Origin of the sequence: Lysinibacillus sp. FSL K6-0075 (assembly GCF_038592945.1) — a bacterium.
GTDB lineage: Bacteria > Bacillota > Bacilli > Bacillales_A > Planococcaceae > Lysinibacillus > Lysinibacillus fusiformis_F.
Genome location: NZ_CP151947.1, coordinates 3093140 through 3111463 on the forward strand (window position 1 = coordinate 3093140; position 18324 = coordinate 3111463).

General features: G+C 34.8%; 21 protein-coding genes and 1 pseudogene. 1 reads left to right on the plus strand and 21 read right to left on the minus strand.

The window, feature by feature from the left end:
* Positions 1–111: 111 nt before the first annotated feature.
* From efp to MHB65_RS15220, 4 genes are all read right to left on the minus strand, one after another.
* Entirely contained in the window at positions 112–669 is a 558-nt protein-coding gene (gene efp, locus MHB65_RS15205; RefSeq protein ID WP_008179859.1) for an elongation factor P, read from the minus strand.
* A gap of 17 nt (positions 670–686) precedes the next feature.
* Positions 687–1748, minus strand: a complete 1062-nt coding sequence (locus MHB65_RS15210) for a Xaa-Pro peptidase family protein (RefSeq protein ID WP_342440917.1) — start codon at positions 1746–1748, stop codon at positions 687–689.
* 2 nt (positions 1749–1750) lie between these two features.
* The gene (gene aroQ, locus MHB65_RS15215; protein ID WP_342440918.1) at positions 1751–2185 is read right to left on the minus strand and encodes a type II 3-dehydroquinate dehydratase; all 435 of its coding nucleotides are present in this window, start codon (positions 2183–2185) and stop codon (positions 1751–1753) included.
* Positions 2186–2307: 122 nt separating this feature from the next.
* A complete protein-coding gene (locus tag MHB65_RS15220; protein WP_205444269.1) occupies positions 2308–2736 on the minus strand; it encodes a hypothetical protein in 429 nt (142 codons plus the stop codon).
* A 146-nt stretch (positions 2737–2882) separates the two neighbouring features.
* Between MHB65_RS15220 and MHB65_RS15225 the strand changes: the two genes are divergently transcribed.
* The gene (locus MHB65_RS15225; protein WP_243456247.1) at positions 2883–3815 is read left to right on the plus strand and encodes a DUF1385 domain-containing protein; all 933 of its coding nucleotides are present in this window, start codon (positions 2883–2885) and stop codon (positions 3813–3815) included.
* Positions 3816–3857: 42 nt separating this feature from the next.
* Here MHB65_RS15225 and MHB65_RS15230 read toward each other — a convergent pair whose 3' ends face one another.
* The 17 genes and pseudogenes from MHB65_RS15230 to MHB65_RS15310 form a co-directional block, all read right to left on the minus strand.
* A complete protein-coding gene (locus MHB65_RS15230; protein WP_342440919.1) occupies positions 3858–4595 on the minus strand; it encodes an ABC transporter permease in 738 nt (245 codons plus the stop codon).
* Positions 4592–5317 (minus strand): ABC transporter A family member, encoded by a 726-nt coding sequence (locus MHB65_RS15235; protein WP_342440920.1) that lies wholly within the window; start codon positions 5315–5317, stop codon positions 4592–4594. Before MHB65_RS15235 ends, MHB65_RS15230 begins: the two co-directional genes overlap by 4 nt.
* A complete protein-coding gene (locus MHB65_RS15240) occupies positions 5307–5774 on the minus strand; it encodes a DUF3021 domain-containing protein (protein ID WP_342440921.1) in 468 nt (155 codons plus the stop codon). The genes MHB65_RS15235 and MHB65_RS15240 overlap by 11 nt, the downstream gene beginning before the upstream one ends.
* A 10-nt stretch (positions 5775–5784) precedes the next feature.
* Positions 5785–6225, minus strand: coding sequence for a LytTR family DNA-binding domain-containing protein (locus tag MHB65_RS15245; RefSeq protein WP_342440922.1), 441 nt, complete (start codon positions 6223–6225; stop codon positions 5785–5787).
* A gap of 174 nt (positions 6226–6399) precedes the next feature.
* Positions 6400–6882, minus strand: a complete 483-nt coding sequence (locus MHB65_RS15250; protein WP_342440923.1) for a hypothetical protein — start codon at positions 6880–6882, stop codon at positions 6400–6402.
* Positions 6882–7088: a helix-turn-helix transcriptional regulator gene (locus tag MHB65_RS15255; RefSeq protein ID WP_342440924.1), complete on the minus strand. Its 207-nt coding sequence runs from the start codon at positions 7086–7088 to the stop codon at positions 6882–6884. Before MHB65_RS15255 ends, MHB65_RS15250 begins: the two co-directional genes overlap by 1 nt.
* Before the next feature lie 165 nt (positions 7089–7253).
* The gene (locus MHB65_RS15260; RefSeq protein ID WP_342440925.1) at positions 7254–8180 is read right to left on the minus strand and encodes an alpha/beta hydrolase; all 927 of its coding nucleotides are present in this window, start codon (positions 8178–8180) and stop codon (positions 7254–7256) included.
* A 257-nt stretch (positions 8181–8437) separates the two neighbouring features.
* Positions 8438–8926: a hypothetical protein gene (locus MHB65_RS15265; protein ID WP_342440926.1), complete on the minus strand. Its 489-nt coding sequence runs from the start codon at positions 8924–8926 to the stop codon at positions 8438–8440.
* A 146-nt stretch (positions 8927–9072) separates the two neighbouring features.
* Positions 9073–9549 (minus strand): hypothetical protein, encoded by a 477-nt coding sequence (locus MHB65_RS15270; protein ID WP_333719951.1) that lies wholly within the window; start codon positions 9547–9549, stop codon positions 9073–9075.
* A 406-nt stretch (positions 9550–9955) separates the two neighbouring features.
* A complete protein-coding gene (locus MHB65_RS15275) occupies positions 9956–10717 on the minus strand; it encodes a Nif3-like dinuclear metal center hexameric protein (RefSeq protein WP_342440927.1) in 762 nt (253 codons plus the stop codon).
* A 125-nt stretch (positions 10718–10842) separates the two neighbouring features.
* Entirely contained in the window at positions 10843–11277 is a 435-nt protein-coding gene (locus tag MHB65_RS15280) for an SMI1/KNR4 family protein (RefSeq protein WP_342440928.1), read from the minus strand.
* 1053 nt (positions 11278–12330) lie between these two features.
* A complete protein-coding gene (locus MHB65_RS15285) occupies positions 12331–12489 on the minus strand; it encodes a hypothetical protein (RefSeq protein ID WP_342440929.1) in 159 nt (52 codons plus the stop codon).
* Between the two features lie 429 nt (positions 12490–12918).
* The gene (locus MHB65_RS15290; protein WP_342440930.1) at positions 12919–13875 is read right to left on the minus strand and encodes an acetyl-CoA carboxylase carboxyltransferase subunit alpha; all 957 of its coding nucleotides are present in this window, start codon (positions 13873–13875) and stop codon (positions 12919–12921) included.
* On the minus strand, positions 13868–14716 hold the full coding sequence (gene accD / locus MHB65_RS15295) for an acetyl-CoA carboxylase, carboxyltransferase subunit beta (RefSeq protein WP_342440931.1): 849 nt from the start codon (positions 14714–14716) through the stop codon (positions 13868–13870). Before accD ends, MHB65_RS15290 begins: the two co-directional genes overlap by 8 nt.
* Positions 14717–14737: 21 nt before the next feature.
* Positions 14738–15376 (minus strand): annotated as a pseudogene (locus MHB65_RS15300) (GntR family transcriptional regulator).
* A gap of 1048 nt (positions 15377–16424) precedes the next feature.
* Positions 16425–16796, minus strand: coding sequence for a hypothetical protein (locus MHB65_RS15305; protein ID WP_342440932.1), 372 nt, complete (start codon positions 16794–16796; stop codon positions 16425–16427).
* Positions 16797–16907: 111 nt separating this feature from the next.
* Positions 16908–18278, minus strand: a complete 1371-nt coding sequence (locus MHB65_RS15310) for a hypothetical protein (RefSeq protein ID WP_342440933.1) — start codon at positions 18276–18278, stop codon at positions 16908–16910.
* Positions 18279–18324 lie beyond the last annotated feature (46 nt).

Below are 18324 nucleotides of genomic sequence, written 5' to 3' on the forward strand. Positions count from 1 at the left end.
TAGTGCTTCTATCTATTATCACATTAAATGAACGATTTGACAGGATATGTATAAGAAAAAAATAAAAACCTACTCTTTCATCCAAAAGAGTAGGCTGGCTATTATTGATCATTATGCACGAGAAACGTAAGAGCCTTCTTCAGTGTTAATGATTAGAACATCACCTTGGTTTACGAAGAATGGTACTTGTACAATAAGACCTGTTTGAAGAGTAGCAGGTTTTGTACCGCCTGAAGCTGTATCACCTTTAATTCCTGGTTCTGTTTCAGTTACTTCTAATTGTACAGTGTTTGGTAATTCAACACCTAGCATTTCACCTTGGTAAGATTGAATATGCACTTCCATGTTTTCTTTAAGGAATTTTAGTTCATACTCGATAGCTGCTGAAGCTAGTTCAGTTTGCTCATATGATTCTAAGTCCATGAATACATGATCGTCACCTTGGGCATATAGGTATTGCATTTTACGGTTATCGATTTGTGCCTTCTCTACTTTTTCACCAGCACGGAATGTTTTTTCATTCACGGAGCCGTTACGTAGGTTACGTAATTTAGAACGTACGAATGCAGCACCTTTACCTGGTTTAACGTGTTGGAAATCTAACACGCGATATAATTGGCCATCAACAACAATTGTTAGACCTGTACGAAAATCGTTTACTGAAATCATTTGTGTTCCTCCAAAGTTTATAAAATAATGAGTTCTTTTGACGAATGTGTTAGGAGTTCATTACCCTTTTCTGTGATTAAAATATCATCCTCGATACGGACACCACCGATTCCTGGTAAGTAAACACCTGGTTCAATCGTCACGGCCATACCTGGCTCTAGCACTGTATCAGAACGCATCGATAAGCCAGGGCCTTCATGTACTTCAAGACCAATACCATGTCCTAAAGAATGACCAAATGCTTCGCCATATCCTTTTTCTTTTAAATAGTCACGTGCAATCGCGTCCGCTTGAATGCCTGTTAAGCCAGGGCCCACTTTTTCAAGTGCTAACAGTTGAGAAGCAAGGACTGCATTGTACATATCTACTAATTTTTCAGATGGTTCTCCAACAGCCACAGTACGTGTGATATCCGAAATATAGCCATTATATAGCGCACCAAAGTCTAAAGTAACAAAGTCGCCTTTTTCAATCACTTTATTCGTTGCAACGCCATGTGGTAATGCTGAACGAAGACCAGACGCAACAATTGTGTCAAACGAAGACTGAGTTGCTCCTTGTTTACGCATGAAAAATTCTAATTCATTCGAAACCTCAAGCTCGGTTTTACCAGGCTTGATGAAGCCTAAAATATGTGTAAATGCGTGATCTGCAATTTCACACGCAGCCTTAATAATATTAATCTCTTGTTCCGTCTTAATCAAGCGAATTTTTTCAATTAGCCCAGAAATCGGCACTAAATCTGCTTGAATGTTCGATTTATACAGTTCATATGTGCCATAGCTTACAGTATCTTTCTCAAAGCCCAATAATTTGATGCCCATATTGTTTACTTGAGTAGCGATTTCTTCAATAATTGTCGCTTCATGCTTGACAATTCGGAAGTCCTGAATTTGTGCAGCAGCCTGCTCTGTATAACGGAAATCTGTAATAAATACAGCATCATTTTGAGACACAATTGCTACGCCCGCTGTCCCTGTAAAACCTGTCATATAGTGACGGTTGTACCCATTAGTAATTAGAATGCCATCGATGCTTTGTTCTTGAAGTGCTTTACGTAGCTTTTGTAATTTCAACATAATCAATTCTCCCTCTCGATAAATGTACGTAGTGCCAGTTCATAGCCTTTCGTACCTAGTCCACAAATTTGACCAAGGCAGGCCGGAGCAAGATAGGAATGATGTCGGAAAGCCTCACGTTTGTGGATATTGGAAATATGTACTTCGATAACTGGCACAGAAATACCTGCAATCGCATCATGTAACGCGATGCTTGTATGGGTATATGCACCAGGATTAAAGATAATACCATCATAGTTTTCGTCCTCTGCTTCATGCACCCAATCGACTAGTACCCCTTCATGATTGGATTGACGAAATTCAACTGTAGCACCTAAAGAAGCCGCAAGATTTTGAACATTTTCTCGAACATTATCCAATGTTTCATGTCCATAAATATGTGGCTCTCGTTTACCAAGTCGATTTAAGTTAGGTCCATTCAAACATAATAACTTCACGCTTCTATTCGCCTCTTTCTATGTACTTGCCATTTATTTTATCATACACCGTGCATTCAGCAACTAATTTCAACTAGTGGTTCCATAAATACCCCCTCAAACGAAGGGGATATTTTGCCCCACTAACTTTGTTTTTGTGTCGTATGTTCCTTCTGATGGAAATTGGCGGTTTCCAGCAAGAATCGTAATAAACAAATGACGGTCACCATAAATGGAATCGACAGTTTTTTAAAAGACGTAAGTTGTAATGGTAAATCTAAAGCCATCCATTCTAATGTGATGGTCACCAAAAGACCTAGTAAAAGGGAAGAAAAGACAGCTGGGATGATATATACATAGCGCATTGTCATGTATAAAAATAAGCCAATAATAAATAGAAGAAAAATAAAAAAGGTCCACTGAAATAATTTGGAGCTTTCTTCAAACCAATTCCATTTCTTATAAAACCCAATCGGATGCCATTTAATGAGATGGAAATAATGTAAACCCTTTAAGCACAGCGCTAAAACAAGCGCGTTGACAAGTGCTGTAATCGTCGCTACCTTCACCATATACCTCCTTTATGCACACTAATCATTTCCTAAAATGTACGATTAGTGTAGCCATATAGAAAATTTGCTATGCGTAAAGGTAGAGGTTTTTCACTAAATTTAGTACAATGGTACAGTTGAAATATATAAAGAGAGTGGTGTTAGCCTTGAGCAATTCACCTGTATACGGGGGACAAGCACAATTAGAGGGTGTGATGTTCGGAGGAAAGGAACATACTGTTACAGCCATTCGTCGTAACGATGATTCCATTGATTATTATCATTTCAAAAAAGTACAAAAACCGATGTTACAAAAGCTGAAGAAAATTCCATTTGTACGAGGCGTTGTTGCGCTGATTGAATCCGCTGGCTTAGGTTCTCGTCATATGCAATTTGCTGGGGATCGTTATGATGTAGTACCTGGCGAAGAGGAAGATCATAAAGAAGAAGGCTCTAAACTTCAAATGATACTTGGCGTTGCTGTAGTAGGTATTCTTTCCTTTTTATTTGGAAAATTTGCCTTTACATTAATTCCTGTTTTTATAGCTGATTTTTTCTCAAAATGGATTGAAGGAAAAACGGGACAGATTTTACTAGAAAGTGGCATTAAGCTCCTTTTACTGCTTACCTATTTATACTTTATCTCGTTGACACCTCTGATTAAACGGGTATTTCAGTATCACGGTGCAGAGCATAAAGTCATTAACTGCTATGAAGCAGGTTTGGACATTACCGTAAAAAATGTCCAAGCTCAATCACGTCTGCACTATCGTTGCGGCAGTAGCTTTATTCTATTTACAGTGTTCGTCGGTATGTTTTTATATTTCTTTGTGCCTACAGATCCACTGTGGCTTCGTATTTTAGATCGTATTCTATTAATTCCTGTTGTTCTTGGTATCTCATTTGAAGTCTTACAAGCGACAAATGCTTGCCGTAATATTCCAGTGTTACGCTTCCTTGGCTACCCTGGCTTATGGCTTCAATTACTAACAACTCGTGAACCAAAGGACGATCAAGTGGAAGTAGCGATTGCTTCCTTTAATATGCTACGCCAAGTAGAACAGCAACCTGAAATTGCTGCGACATTAAATCATGATTAACAAAAAAAGGCAGCCCAACATGAACGTTGGAGCTGCCTTTTTTCATTTTGAACCATAGCCTTGCATTTTCTGCTTAAATATAAAAATAGCGAGAATCGTAATAATTACTGTATAACCGATGACAACGATGAGTGAATGAAACATATTAGTATACTCTGCATGTAAAATAGCCTTCGCTGCATTGACTGCATGAACGAAAGGTAAATACTGCGCAATCGTTTGAAATGTTCCACCAATCATATCTAATTCGAACCATGTTCCACTTAACCAAGTTGTGATATTAACAAAGATGGCAAAAATTCCTCCTACCTGTTTATCTGTAAATAATGTCCCAAACAATAAACCAAAACTAATATAGAGTGGTGAGATAATCAGAAGTACAAGGATCATGAAGAGAATGGACTTATTAAACGACAACCCTAAAAACATGGCGGTAACTAAACAGACAATGATTTGTAGCAGAGCTATTGGTATTAAAGGTAGCATATAACCTAAAATGTAATCAGCAGCAGACATAGGAGAAACGAAAATTCGCATTAAAAAGGATGAACTTTTATCTTTTCCCAGTAACATTCCTGAAAACAATGTGAGAAAAGAAAAACTAAATACAATGATACCTGGTGTTAGACTATTCATTTCATATAAAGCAAATGGCATATTTTTTTGCATAACAGAAAACAATGCTAACAAAAGGATTGGTAAGCCCATACCAAATAATAAAGTGACTGGATCACGGACAATCTCTTTATGATTCCTTGTTGCAAATACGGCCACCCTCACAAGAACACCTCCTCCGTTTTTTCCAAGAATACTTCTTCTAAAGATTGCTTGCCCGTTTCACTGATCAGTTGTTGTATCGTACCTAGTGCACATAATTGTCCATGATGCATAATGCCTACACGATCAGCCAAAGCCTCTACTTCTTCTAAATAATGTGAAGTCAAAATAATCGTGACATGTCCTTTTAAGTGGTTCAATATGTTCCATACATCATTCCTTGCCCGTATATCCATCCCTAAAGTCGGTTCATCAAGGAACAATACTTTGGGATTTGACATCAAGGCCATCGCTACACTTAAACGGCGCTGGTAGCCACCAGATAGTGTCTTAGCTTTGTCATGCTGACGTGGCGTCAGTCCGAATAATTCTAATTGTGTTTGTACTTGTTGTTGTGCCTGTGCTTTTTCGTAGCCATAAATTTGGCCAATTAATAGTAAATTTTCATATACCGTTAAATTAGGTGCAACGGCCGTTTCTTGAGGAGAAATATTTATCATTTGTTTAACAGCCTGTGTATTTTGTACAATACTTTTCCCGCCTATTGTGGCATCTCCCTCTGTAGGTGGAAGGAGGCCACACAACATTTTGATTGTGGTTGTTTTGCCAGCCCCATTTTGTCCTAAAAGAGCAAAAAGTTCACCTTGATATATTTGTAAATTCAATTGATTAACGACTAAGCGCTCCTTATAACGCTTTGTTAAACCTTTTATGTTAATCGTCAAGCTCTTCACCTCGATTGGAAAGTATGGCATTAATTTTTTCTATGTCACGTTGTGAAAATCTATATTGTAAAACCCATGTCACAATATAAGTTCCGAGAAAGCTGGCTACGAGAGAACCAACATTAGCCATCGTTTTTGGCATCCATAGTAGCGTTACAATTGGTATCCAAATCATTGCCGTTATGAAAAAGTGGACCAAATATTGTTTCAACATGCCCCATCTAGCCATATCAAAAATAAGTGCAGCAAGTGCAAAGGTAATACCGATGACCCCTGTTAATAGATTTTGGCTAATAATTGCACTCATTTCATTTGTAAAGTAAGTACGAAATTCAGGAACAACCCAAACATATTGCCCTTGCCCTATGCCCATTGATACAAAGAATTGCACAATTTGTCCCAGTATCATACCTATCACAAAACCTCCAATAATACGTGTTAAAATGTCTTTTCGCATGTTTTTCACCTCAAATCCCTAAATGTTTCTTAATTTTGCTTACATAACGCCTCGATGCGTATGTTTTCGTGCCATTCTTCAATTCAACTCCGATTGTACCGGTTCTACTAATGTCCATATGCTTGATCATGTAGCGATTGACTATTTCGGCATTCGAAATACGGATAAACATTTGAGAGTTGAGCTTCTCCTCCAGCTCATAAAGACGCAAACGTACCGTATAAACACCCTTAATGGTTTGCACAAAAACCTTTTTTTGCTCTGTATAAATACGAACGATCTCCTTACTATCGATCAATTCAACGCCTTTATGAGAGAAAGCGATTAACGTGCTTTCCGCTGCCGCAGTAATACTTTGCATAAGATGCTCAATATCATCCGTCATTTTATCTGTGAGAATGATTACTTTGGTTTCTTTATATGTAGGGTCAATCGATATTTCCACCTTCATATGATCACTGTCCTTTCTACGCCTCACTATAAATTTTTCCATACACGTTGTAAATGAACTTTCGACAACTGGTCGTTATCAAGGAATAAGTGGTCAATCTAAAAGATTTTTTTGAACGATAAAAAACACCCCTCTAGATAGGACTATCCAAAGGGGTGAAACGTACAACTTAGCTTACTTAGACTGTTTTTTGCTTACTATAAGGGCTGTAAAAATACCCACCATATTCGGTATAATACTGATTAATAAAAACCGCCAATTATTTGTTATGAAGGAGATAATAGTAAAAATAATAAGGGATGCGACATTGATGCTGATACCTATCTTCACATAAGAAGACTTAAATGGTACTGGGCCGTACATGTTGACAGTCAAAATGATCCCTATGATCCCCCAACTCCCTATATGTACTAATAAAAGAATACCTAAAACCATGGCAATGTTTAATTCAATTCCAAACACCATTAATGAAAAGAAAATATAAATTGCTGCTAATGTCATATACCATGCATAAGATTTTGCCTTTTGCCAAATATGGTCGTATAGTTCATCTAAGCCTCTATTTTTCTTCGCTTTTTGCCTTCCGAACCACCAACCAAGAATCCCACAAATCATCCCACCATACAGTCCAAAAATACCCCCGATAGAAAATTCCATTATGCCATTCCCTCCTCTTCGAAAATAAATACTTCCTCAATCTTGCAGTTGAACGCTTTTGAAATATTGTAGGCAAGCTCTAGTGATGGATTAAATTTTCCCGATTCAATTGCAATGATTGATTGTCTTGAGACACCAACTAATTTTGACAAATCCTCCTGCGTAATCTTCTTCGATTTCCGCAATTCACGAATTTTGTTTTTCATAATGCCTCCTCATTAAATGTAAAGTAAACTGTACATTTATTTATAAGTAAAGTTTACTTTACATTATTTAGGATGTCAAGTTCACTTTACAATTTTAAATAAACCTTGCTAAAAAAGTACATAGAAAAACGTGTTTTGAATTGGTCAAAACACGTTTTCTGTGAATTATTTACTTAGGATATTTATAATTTTCTGTTGAGCATCTATTGCTTCAGGAATCGGCATCACAACAAACACATGATTCATCTTAGGATAAACAAAGGTAGTGATCGCAACGCCTTGTTCTGTTAGTTGTTCATCAAATTGGATTGCATCTGGATATAAGCTTTCGTGTGTTCCAATAAAATGAGTAATCTTGCTAGTTCCTTGAAAATCACCATAAATTGGACTAATCATTGGATCCTTTAAATCTTTATCAGCTGCCCATATTTTAGTAATAACTTCCATTCCTTCACTAGCTAACATGGGGTCGTTTTCTTCATAGTCATGTATAAGAGGATTTTCTAAACTTATATCAACGCATGCCGACAATAAAATAATATCTTGCGGTTGAGGCAAATGGTCCAGCTTCAAAAGCTGAATCAAACCAAGTGCTATATTTCCGCCTGCTGAATCCCCTATAATGGTTAATTGATTGGAGCTTTCAACAGATTCTAGAATCTCTTTATAGAAGCTGAGCATTTTTGGGTACGTATCTTGATAGTTAAAATGAGGTACTTTCGGATAAATAGGCGCAATAACTTTTGCATTTAAAGATTGTGCCATTTTATCCATGAACAACCAGTGTAAATTTAAAGGTTGATTCGTCCAAGCGCCACCATGTATATAAAGAATCACCTTTTGTGACGAAGACTTTTGGTCATTTAAAATGAAAACCTGCATATCCTCGAAAGTTTGCTCCTTCAAATCGCTTACAAGATTGACATCCTCCCCAATCATATAAGGGTTAATATTTTCTGTTCCTCTTTGTTTAATAAACTGTTGAGTATTTTCAATACTAGAAAAGCTCTTTTTATTACTTTGTGAAAATAACAACTTTTCAAATTGAACACTCTCTACAGATCGTTCTCCGTTAAAAATTTCTATACTCATGTTTTTCTCTCCTTTTATTGTTCATTCTGTTTCCTAACATGTAATGATTAATAAAGTTATGATTCATACCGCTAAAACTGAGTATCAAAGGTATCAAACTTTAATTTAATTCCACATTTTGAAGAATACTCCTCCCAAAATCTATCATAAAAATAAAAAGACCTCCCTGTTGTAATGCCCAAATATGAATAGGATTGATTATAATTTATATAAAAAGCTGCCATTATAAATCAAAATGACAGCTTTCTATTAAGTATCTATTCCTTCCAACCTACTGCTATATCATTGGAGGGGAATTCAATAACTAGTTTAATTTGAGGCGAATAAATATATCTATCCCACTTTCTAACTTCTTCAACTCTGTGTAGGATGCTAATTAATTTTGTCTTCATAACATGTTGATAGTGAAGATCAATAATATAGCCTATTTCGTTATGTATTTTATGATTTTTATTGACTAGCTCTACTAATGTGCTTTCATAGTCAATAAAGTTAGAAAATATCGTTTTATAAAACACAAGTGTCCAATCAATTCCATAAGCATGAAACGGAAATTCTGCAAATAATTCATCTTTGATTTTATTAGATTCTTCTTTTGATAAAATTTCTACCTCATCTTCAGCATTTGGAAATAACACTTGAACTTCCTCTAAAACAGTTTCATATTCTCTTTTTACCTCTTCATCTATTGCTTTTTGTTTTTGCTTATCTAGCAACATTTTTAAACGTTCTTTTTTATCCTTCACTATATTCATCCTAACTATTTATTTGAGCCATATATCCAATTCTTTTAAGTCACCTATTGTTAAGATAATAACACCAACAGTAGTAGATGTCAGTTTAGATAAAAGAACGTAATCATTTGATATGTCGTTTCATCATTCAGAGATAGCTATACAAAAACGACACGTATGTATTCCTCGTTCTTTAAGCTTTCAAGGTGATGCAATTCAACGTCTTCCATCGTGAGACGACGACTTTTTAGTTTTTTGTCACAATCCCCTGCCCAAAACCTTATTAATTCAGCGCCTTGCTCTGGTTTTATATGTTCCTTCAAATATATTAAAAAATCCTCTAAAAATTGAGGACCCCAATTTCCCTCAATGCCGTATACAAAAGGTTTTTCATTATAAACCCCTAAATCATATGGCGGATTATCCCATTCAAATATATTCAAATTCCCAAAAGCCGATTCATCTGCTGCATGTAAAACTCGTGCATCATCATCCATCAAATGCCACGGCTGTGTTGGTGTACTCTCTGTAATGGGATATAATTTTTTCATTTCCCTTATTGTTATCTCAGCAATTCCTGTACAATCAACTGTTTGTAAAGAACTGTTCGCTACAAGTACGGAATATAACGTCATATGTTTGTCTCCTTAAGCTTTAATAAATGAAACTCAAAATATTCTGCTCCACAATCATTATAGTAAAATTAACATAAATATCCAACTAAAATCATTTCGCTCCAACAATTTAGCGAGATGATTTTAATCAAGCTTTATTGCAAATAATTAATCTTTTATATCAAAAATCACCATCTCATTGCAAATCTACAGATAGTGTAACGCTAAAATAAAAAACACACGCTGAAACACTTATTTCTTTAACTTGAAACTACAAATACTATATCCAAATAGAGAAATGACTGTCACGTCAATAGATAATTCAAAAATTAACTTTTGTGGAGTACATTAAATCTACAAGTATACTCCTTCAAAATTTGCTACTAAACAAGTTTAATAGTCATTAAACTTTCTCTATTATTATGGCCTATTTTATATTCGCCTCATAATGCTCTTCATTAATACTCACTACTTCAAGTTCTTTTATATTCTCCTTCAATTTTAATGCTAAACTTTGAATTCCAAAGAATTCTGTGAAGGTATGACTCCCAATGATAAGATTTATTCCTTTAAACTGTGCATATTGGATCGTATACAAATTACATTCACCTGTAATGTATACATCACACTTATGTTCAACCGCTTCCTTCAGGCAAGCGGTTGTTCCTCCATTACCACAGACTAAGCCCACTCGCTTTACCATTTTGTCATTAAACTGCCAAAATCTAACAGGTTCTTCAAGTAATTTTTCAATATTTGATACGAATTCATTAAATTCAATTTCTTCCTCATATTCTGCGATTCTACCAAAAAATAACCCTTCCCATTCATGAGTTCTTTTAACAGCCTCTAAATTCAATTTTTTTAATAAGCTATCATTTGTTCCAAAGTTACAGTCATCAAGTGGTAAATGATTATAGTAATGGCTTATACCATACGCTGCTAGTTTTTTAGTACACGCCTCTTTTAATCCATATATTTCATCCCATGCATCATGGTGTGTTATCATCATATCAACCCCATGAATTCTTGCTTCCTCTATCGTTTCAAGCGTTAGGTTCACACAGTATCCTATTTTCTTAACTTTTTTATCTGCATGGTATGTAATCCCAGATTCACTAGCATAGATTTCCTTATTTGTTACATTGAAAAGCTCATTAATGCTTTCGACAACTTGTGAAACATCCATATACTTATATCCCCCTCTATCAATGTTATTCTTACCTTAAAGAAAACATACTGCGCTTGTTGATTTATAATAAAGTTTGATTTTTTTAATTTGCCCTAGCCCACTAAAGCCCTCGATATCTTTATCTAAGTAGTAATTTCACCAGTAATCAAACTTTTAATAAATACTTCCAATGAAGAAGCAACCCACGTTCTGCTGTCATCTTCGTGGTTCCATACATAAATATCTTCTGTTTGAATGCTACCATTTAATATTTGATAGCCGTATAGGTCACCGCAACCATTATCTGAAAAAAATAACAAGTGGTCAAATGGCATATAAATATCTTTATAGTCACTAAAATTTCTAAAAAATAAATTATCCTTTACTATTTGTGAAGTTGACCATATTAAAGGACAGCCGAATCTATCAAACACTCCATTTGTTTCATTATATAAATCAAACAACTTATTTGGTAATTTCACATTTAATTCCTCTGATATTTGAATTATTTCAGCATTCGATGCTGGTGGTTTGAAAGAGTAATCTTTTGATACCGAACTTATATAGTCCTTCCACATCTATGTAACACCATCCTTAAAATCGTCTAGTTAGATAATAATTCACCACTATTAAAAGACATTCCTTTTCCACTAAACTGCTTCAATAGTTTAAGTACACTTTGTTAATATAAATTTCCAACAAAAAAACATCTTTATTATAAAGGAACAAGTTTTGAAAAAGGATTAATAAAATGGATACTTCCTCGGTGATATATTGTTTAATTTTTATAAAAAAGTTTGATTACTTTCTCTGAATTAATCTTCAAAAAATGCTTACACCCTATACAAACATTTTCGGTTCTGTAAACTACTTTACTGCGAGTCTTCTTGTAACAACTGTGGCTACAATTAACATAAAATTGGTTAATGTATCTTCACGATAATCAGCGAAAAGCGCCTTCATGAAAATTTTTCACACTGCTTATAACTATTTGCAAATAAAAAGCATGAGACCGATACACTATCGAACTCATGCCCAAACCGCTGCCTAATGAAATAACCTGGTCTACTTTTAGAAGTCACTTCACAAGTTGGTGATTTTGATTAAATCTTAATACTTTAAAGTACTATGTTTATTTTTTCTTTTTGTAAATATACACTTCATTGAATAAATAAATAATAAGCAATGAAATAGTAGGAATTAGATAATGTTTTGGGGGACCGAATATTATTCCAATTACCCATAAGCCTATTATAAATAGAATCGCTCTAATAAAAAATAAATAGAATCTTTTTACTAGATAGTTTGAAATTTTCATATATAACCTTTAATTCCTGTTTTAATAACCACTATTATGATAGTTCTCCTTTAAAAGGGTATTTCCAAAGTATCTAAAAATCTGGATTAATCTCAAATAACGATAACAATTCTATGTCATCGGGAAAAATCTCATATTCAAAATAAAATATATCTGAGTTTTTTCAAAGATCTCCAATACATATTATCACTATTCACACCTCTAGTTATAAGGGAATATATTGTTGGTATTTTCATACCCAAAATAGTTGTCGTTGCACACACTTCCAATCATTTTGCCTACGAAAATAACACCATAAATAAAAGTAGTTTTGTTATAATTCTGATAGAAAATCAGGATGTGTATTTGTTTTAATACCTTTTAAACGTGGTGACCTTCCTAACGATGAGACATCCTGAATCTTTAGCCATGGCTTATAATCCGAACTCATTCCAGAGCCACAACCTTCTTTAATCCATTTATCAACCTGCATGTTCTGGTTCTTTTGGACATAAAAATACCTCTTTAGATTACTATACTCCAAAGGGGAAAGGCGTTGAGAATTTTTTATAAACACCATAACTTTATTTGAAATGGTACATCTTTTTTATCAACAGTACGACTTTATTTCAAAGCCACAACAACTTGTTGGTTTGGAATAAAGTTTGATTAAAAGTTTGCTGCAATCGTTGATTTTATAATAGAAGAAACCCACGCATCATTTTGATCAAACTTTTTTCAAAATGATGCGTGGGTTTTATTTAAATGCGAAGTTATTTTTATCAAACTATATTATAAATGATCAATCTTTTTTACAAACTACAACTCTTTTTTCTTCCATCATTAGGATATTAATTTATTTAAGAAACATTTTTTATCTCTTTACGAACAAATTCACATGTCCAATAACCAAAAAATGACTTTAAACTTCTGTATAATGTCCAATCTTTCTGAATTTCTCATAGCGATCTTCAATTAATTGTTCGCCATTTAGAGAATTCAATACTTTTAGTGTGACGCTTATACATTCTTTTATATAAGATGCTTGCTTTGCAACATTGCGGTGTGCTCCACCAGTTATTTCAGGGATTATTCCATCAATAACGTCGAGCTCTTTTAAGTCAGGTGCTGTTATACGCATTGCTTCTGCAGCTTGCTTCCCTAGGCTACCATCTCGCCATAAGATCGATGCAGCCCCTTCAGGTGAGATAACCGAATACGTTGAGTTCTCTAACATAAAGACGCGATTAGCTACCCCTAATGCAATGGCACCCCCACTTCCGCCTTCCCCAATAACAATACTAATAACTGGTACTGTTAGAATCGCCATTTCAGAGAGAGTTCTAGCAATGGCTTCACTTGGGCCGCGTTCCTCGGCTGCCTTACCCGGATAGGCTCCTTTTGTATCAATAAAACAAATAATTGGGCGCTTAAATTTCTCAGCTTGCTTCATTAAGCGTAATGCCTTACGATATCCTTCAGGGTGTGGCATACCAAAATTTCGTCGAATATTTTCTTTAGTTGATTTTCCGCGTTGATGTCCAACAATTGTTACGGGCTGTTCTTCAAAGAGAGCAATTCCTCCAAGAATAGCTGCATCATCACCAAATGTACGATCTCCATGTAACTCAATAAAGTTTTCACACATAGCTTCTATATATTGTAAAGTAGTTGGTCGTTCTGGATGTCTAGCAACCTGTACACGATCCCATGGCTTCATATTGGCATAAATAGATTGTTCTAGCTGTGTTAGACGTGTTTCAAGCTTTTCGATTTCGCTTGTCAAATCTACATCTGCCTCTGTAGCAATCGTTTTTAATTCATCAATTTTTTCTCGTAATTGTACTACTGGTTCTTCAAAAGCTAAATTTTTAGACATGTTGCACACCGCCTTTTGTATGCATTTTTACAAGCATTACTACTTGATTTCGTAAATCCTTCCGATGGAAAACTGCATCAAGCTGACCATGCTCTAGTAAAAACTCTGACTTTTGGAAATCATTTGGTAATTTTTCTCTTAATGTTTCTTCAATGACACGGCGACCAGCAAAGCCAATCAATGCTTGTGGTTCAGCAATATTAATATCTCCAACAGAGGCAAAGCTTGCTGAAACGCCACCGTATTTAGGATGCGTCATGATCGAAATAAATAGTAGTCCTTCTTCACTATGACGTTTTAATGCCACACTCGTTTTTACCATTTGCATTAATGATAGAATACCTTCTTGCATGCGCGCTCCACCACTAGCAGTAAAAATAATAACCGGTACACGTAATTCAATAGCTTTTTCAACGGCACGTGTGATTTTTTCTCCTACAACGGAGCCCATTGAGCCCATACGGAAATGAGAATCCATAATGGCTACAACAATTTCTTCTCCATCAAGAGTACCTAATCCAGTCAGTACAGCTTCGCTTAATCCCGTTTGTTGTTTAGCCACTGAAATTTTTTCTACATAATCAGGGAAATTAAGTGGATTACTTGTTTGTAAATGATCATCCATTGAAACAAATGAACCTTCATCTAAGAAATATGCTACGCGCTCCTGTGCAGTCATTTTGAAATGATGGTCACATTTTGTACACACTTTATGATTTTTTTCTAATTCCTTTGTTAACTGAATGTGACGACATTCTGGACATTTGGTCATAAGTCCTTCTGGAAATCCCTTTTCCTGTCCATCCTCTTTCTTTTTACTAAATAAGCTACGTATTACCATGATTTACTCCCCCTTTGTTGTCTAAATGCCTTGTTCAGCATTCATCCACTGTTCGTAAGCTTTTAATGCTTCTTTTTCATAACCAAGCTGCATCGATTTCAACATAGTTTGAGTGATTAATTTTTCTTCTTCTGTTGAGTTTCGATTTAAACGGTCACCGGCATAAACTGCTAACTGAAACCAGACCTTTAGTGAAAGACGATTTCCTGACGTGATGATTATTTCTCGTAAAACATCCCGACAATTAATCGTACTTTCTATCTCTAGCTTTACAAAAAAACTGCCCCACACTGGTAGTGTTCGCAGAGTCTCTGTACAACTTATAACGCGAATGGCTTCCTTTTCATGAATTTGTCGCGTTAATTCGACATCCTTTTTGATTTTTCATCTTCTAATATAAACATCGACAATATTTCTACGAGCTGCTGCTTTTGTAGAAGCTAGAAACGTACCTTCCCCATGTCTCGTTTCAATAAGACCTAATAACTCTAAACTTCGCAATGCCTCTCTCACAGAGGATCGCCCGACACCTAGACGTTCTGAAAGGACTCTTTCGGAAGGTAACTTTTCACCAGCCTGTATTTTTTCTATTTTAATAAGTTGTCGTAATTGTTGGACGATATCTAAAAACACTTTCTTTTGTTCGGTTTTTTTATCCATACGATCAACTCCTCGGTCAATCTATTCGCCTTGGAATAATTATTGCTGTCGCTTTCCTTTCGCGCAGGTAAACAATGCATCCAAAGGCTTTATCTTCATTCAGTAGGTGTTTGGATACCTACTAAAAAGAAACAAAATCCACCACCTTCAGATGATGGCGTCTCTTAGTGAATGAATTCAAAAGTGGTCTGGCCACTTTTGAAGTTGGCTTTATCTTACAAAATAATTATTTGAAAGTAAAGAAAAAACTGCATAAAAATTTATGCAGTTTCTAAAATTTCCTTCAATTTCATATTCTTTTCGTCGTTTGTGCATATTTTATTTTCACTTGAGGTCTACCAAAGCGCTTTTCAAGCGTTCTCTCAATGTAAAGCAATTCATCTTCTAGTAACAGCTCTTGAACAAGAGATGAAAAACTTGCGGGAATAAGGTTACGGATACCGTTCCAAACTCATCCTGAAGCATGTAAACGGCGACCTACAAGGAAAGCACGTACCTGGCATCGTCCGGACGTGGCCCACTGAGCCAATACCCAGGATTATTAATCGTAACTTTTTTATAATCGTCGCGACTTTATTTTAAACATCGTATCCATTTTATAAACATCGCAACTTTATTTCAATTCTACACAACTTGTAGGTTTGAAATAAAGTTTGATCAAAATGATGCCACAAAGCCCAATTTTATTAGGCATATTTAAAACCCGTTTTGAAAAAAGTTTAATCAAAACGGGTTTAAGTTTGTGAAATACTTCACATTTGTTTGTAAAAAAGTTTAATCAAAACTAGATACAATGCAATAGGATAACTCTTAGTGCAAATAATTTTTTAAATTGTACTTAGCACTTCAATCTTCTAATTTAATCTGGATAGGCTCCATTTTTGTTAAGCCAACCTGATTGTGTAACTGGCTTTCTGGAGCAACGTGTCTTCCCCATAGAGGCTCCTTATGCATTAAGAGCGCCCTTATAAAAGTTGTCCAAAAGTGTTGCCATACCATTTCTCTTAAGCCTCTAAAAAAACTTTACCTTTCATAAAAATCATTCCTCTTAGAAACCTGTTCTCCCTAACCAATTATCCATGTCCGCATCAGAAACCACATAGTACTTCTCACCTTTTGAATTATAATACTCCTCAACTTCTACATTTGTAGGCATCGTAGAGATTATTTTTTTTCTGCGTTTTTCTGTCAAACGCCCCACTGCATCCTTGAAATAGCCGTCAATCCAAGAGTATCCCTTATACCCATTTATCTCAATATACAGGATAAGCCGAGATGGTTTATAATTATTACCCCACCCCCACCCCCTCGGTGAGTGTGTGTATCCATTTTTGTAGGTGGTTCTTGTTCCACTTTTGACTCGTTGACTTAGGTAAAAATCTCCTTCTTCATACCATACATCTAAACATGTTGCTAACATAACGACAACTCCTTCAAATATTTTATATGAGATAGCTCATACTCTTAATATACGGAAGGTTAAGTCGCTTATCTTGGAAACAGTTTTAGAAATTTCCTCAATATCATTCTCTTAGTCCATCTCATCCTTTAATGTTTGGATAATTTGATGATTTACTGAATAAATAAACTCTACACTATCCAAGAAATCGTAGAACAAGTAGAGTTTAAGGAGAAGATTATATAATTTCTCATGAATGTCTGCTTTAGCAACATAAAGGTCTAACAATCCCATTTCTATGAAATAGCCTCTACTAATTTTCTCTCTAAAAAACATGTATTGAGCAGTTTTTTCAAATGGTTGAATACCTCCACTTTCAATAAGTTTTAGATAATCCCGCACAATTGCTAATGTCTGCTTTCCTTTATCTTTTTCCTTTTCCTTATATTTTACCTTACTCATATAAATCTCTCGGAAATATACCTTGATATCCTGCAAACAATTTGGGGAGCATTGTCTTCCACCATAAAAACACATAATCTTTATGATTTTACGAGTTTCTTCTAATTTCTTTTCATAATCGTATATTGGATGTCCTTCAGTGATAATACTTTTTGAAGATTTTATTTCTTCCTCTGATAAAAGAATCTTTTCTGCTTTATACTTTTCATTTAACGGGCTGAATAAATCAGTATCTTCCTCTATTTCTAACTTCAAAGTATTTAGTATATGTAACTCCTTGAAATATCTATTGTAGTGAGTTCTATATGCTGTAAAATACTCTGTAAGTATATTGGATGTCAGTCTATTTTGATTTTGCTGTTCTGTCCTTTTTCTTTCCAATTGTTTATTCATTAGAGAAAGCAACATCTTCAGTTTTTCAGATAGACTATTAATGATTTTTTGTTTATCTCTAATATTCTCATTTACTATAACTCGATACACCAAAAATTGAAGGACTCCATCAGATATATAATCAATATAATCCCTTACATAGCCGAGATTTCTGTAGCCTATTCCCAATACTTTAAATTGATTTACTTCATCAAAAATTGTTCTTATAATCACTTCATTTAATCTACTTAGTTCTTTTAAGACATTTCGAGTTGAAAATGAATGATCTCTTATGATTTTCCGATTCTTTACTCGTTCCGATGACAAATCCCAAGGTTCGTAATTAGGATGTTCACTCATAAATTCTTTAGTGAATCTTTCAGTTACATTATCATTAAAAAGAAAATTATCAAATTCCCTATCAACATCATCTTTCCCTATGTTAGAGATAATTTGCCTTTCTGGTGAAATATTTAGCCAAAAATTCAGCAGTTCAGCTTTTTGCTTCGTATCTAACAATTCATAAGGAAAGTCTTTAAATACACTCTGTTTATCTGTTAATTTTTTTATCAAGGGCTTTAGTCTATTCTCTTGTCCCTTTTTTAATTCTGCTTCCTTACAGTTAGGCATGAATCGTTCAATATAGTAATCAAGTAATTCCTTATCCAATAAATCACCACTTTTTTCATTTTTAACCACTTTTAATTTAAGCTTT

What these genes read in the sequence shown, in the direction of transcription:
- efp (WP_008179859.1), bottom strand. Translation starts at nt 669, where the DNA reads ATGATTTCAGTAAACGATTTTCGTACAGGTCTAACAATTGTTGTTGAT.
- MHB65_RS15210 (WP_342440917.1), bottom strand. Translation starts at nt 1,748, where the DNA reads ATGTTGAAATTACAAAAGCTACGTAAAGCACTTCAAGAACAAAGCATC.
- MHB65_RS15220 (WP_205444269.1), bottom strand. Translation starts at nt 2,736, where the DNA reads ATGGTGAAGGTAGCGACGATTACAGCACTTGTCAACGCGCTTGTTTTA.
- MHB65_RS15240 (WP_342440921.1), bottom strand. Translation starts at nt 5,774, where the DNA reads ATGCGAAAAGACATTTTAACACGTATTATTGGAGGTTTTGTGATAGGT.
- MHB65_RS15245 (WP_342440922.1), bottom strand. Translation starts at nt 6,225, where the DNA reads ATGAAGGTGGAAATATCGATTGACCCTACATATAAAGAAACCAAAGTA.
- MHB65_RS15250 (WP_342440923.1), bottom strand. Translation starts at nt 6,882, where the DNA reads ATGGAATTTTCTATCGGGGGTATTTTTGGACTGTATGGTGGGATGATT.
- MHB65_RS15255 (WP_342440924.1), bottom strand. Translation starts at nt 7,088, where the DNA reads ATGAAAAACAAAATTCGTGAATTGCGGAAATCGAAGAAGATTACGCAG.
- MHB65_RS15260 (WP_342440925.1), bottom strand. Translation starts at nt 8,180, where the DNA reads ATGAGTATAGAAATTTTTAACGGAGAACGATCTGTAGAGAGTGTTCAA.
- MHB65_RS15270 (WP_333719951.1), bottom strand. Translation starts at nt 9,549, where the DNA reads ATGACGTTATATTCCGTACTTGTAGCGAACAGTTCTTTACAAACAGTT.
- MHB65_RS15275 (WP_342440927.1), bottom strand. Translation starts at nt 10,717, where the DNA reads ATGGATGTTTCACAAGTTGTCGAAAGCATTAATGAGCTTTTCAATGTA.
- MHB65_RS15280 (WP_342440928.1), bottom strand. Translation starts at nt 11,277, where the DNA reads ATGTGGAAGGACTATATAAGTTCGGTATCAAAAGATTACTCTTTCAAA.
- MHB65_RS15285 (WP_342440929.1), bottom strand. Translation starts at nt 12,489, where the DNA reads ATGCAGGTTGATAAATGGATTAAAGAAGGTTGTGGCTCTGGAATGAGT.
- MHB65_RS15290 (WP_342440930.1), bottom strand. Translation starts at nt 13,875, where the DNA reads ATGTCTAAAAATTTAGCTTTTGAAGAACCAGTAGTACAATTACGAGAA.
- accD (WP_342440931.1), bottom strand. Translation starts at nt 14,716, where the DNA reads ATGGTAATACGTAGCTTATTTAGTAAAAAGAAAGAGGATGGACAGGAA.
- MHB65_RS15305 (WP_342440932.1), bottom strand. Translation starts at nt 16,796, where the DNA reads ATGTTAGCAACATGTTTAGATGTATGGTATGAAGAAGGAGATTTTTAC.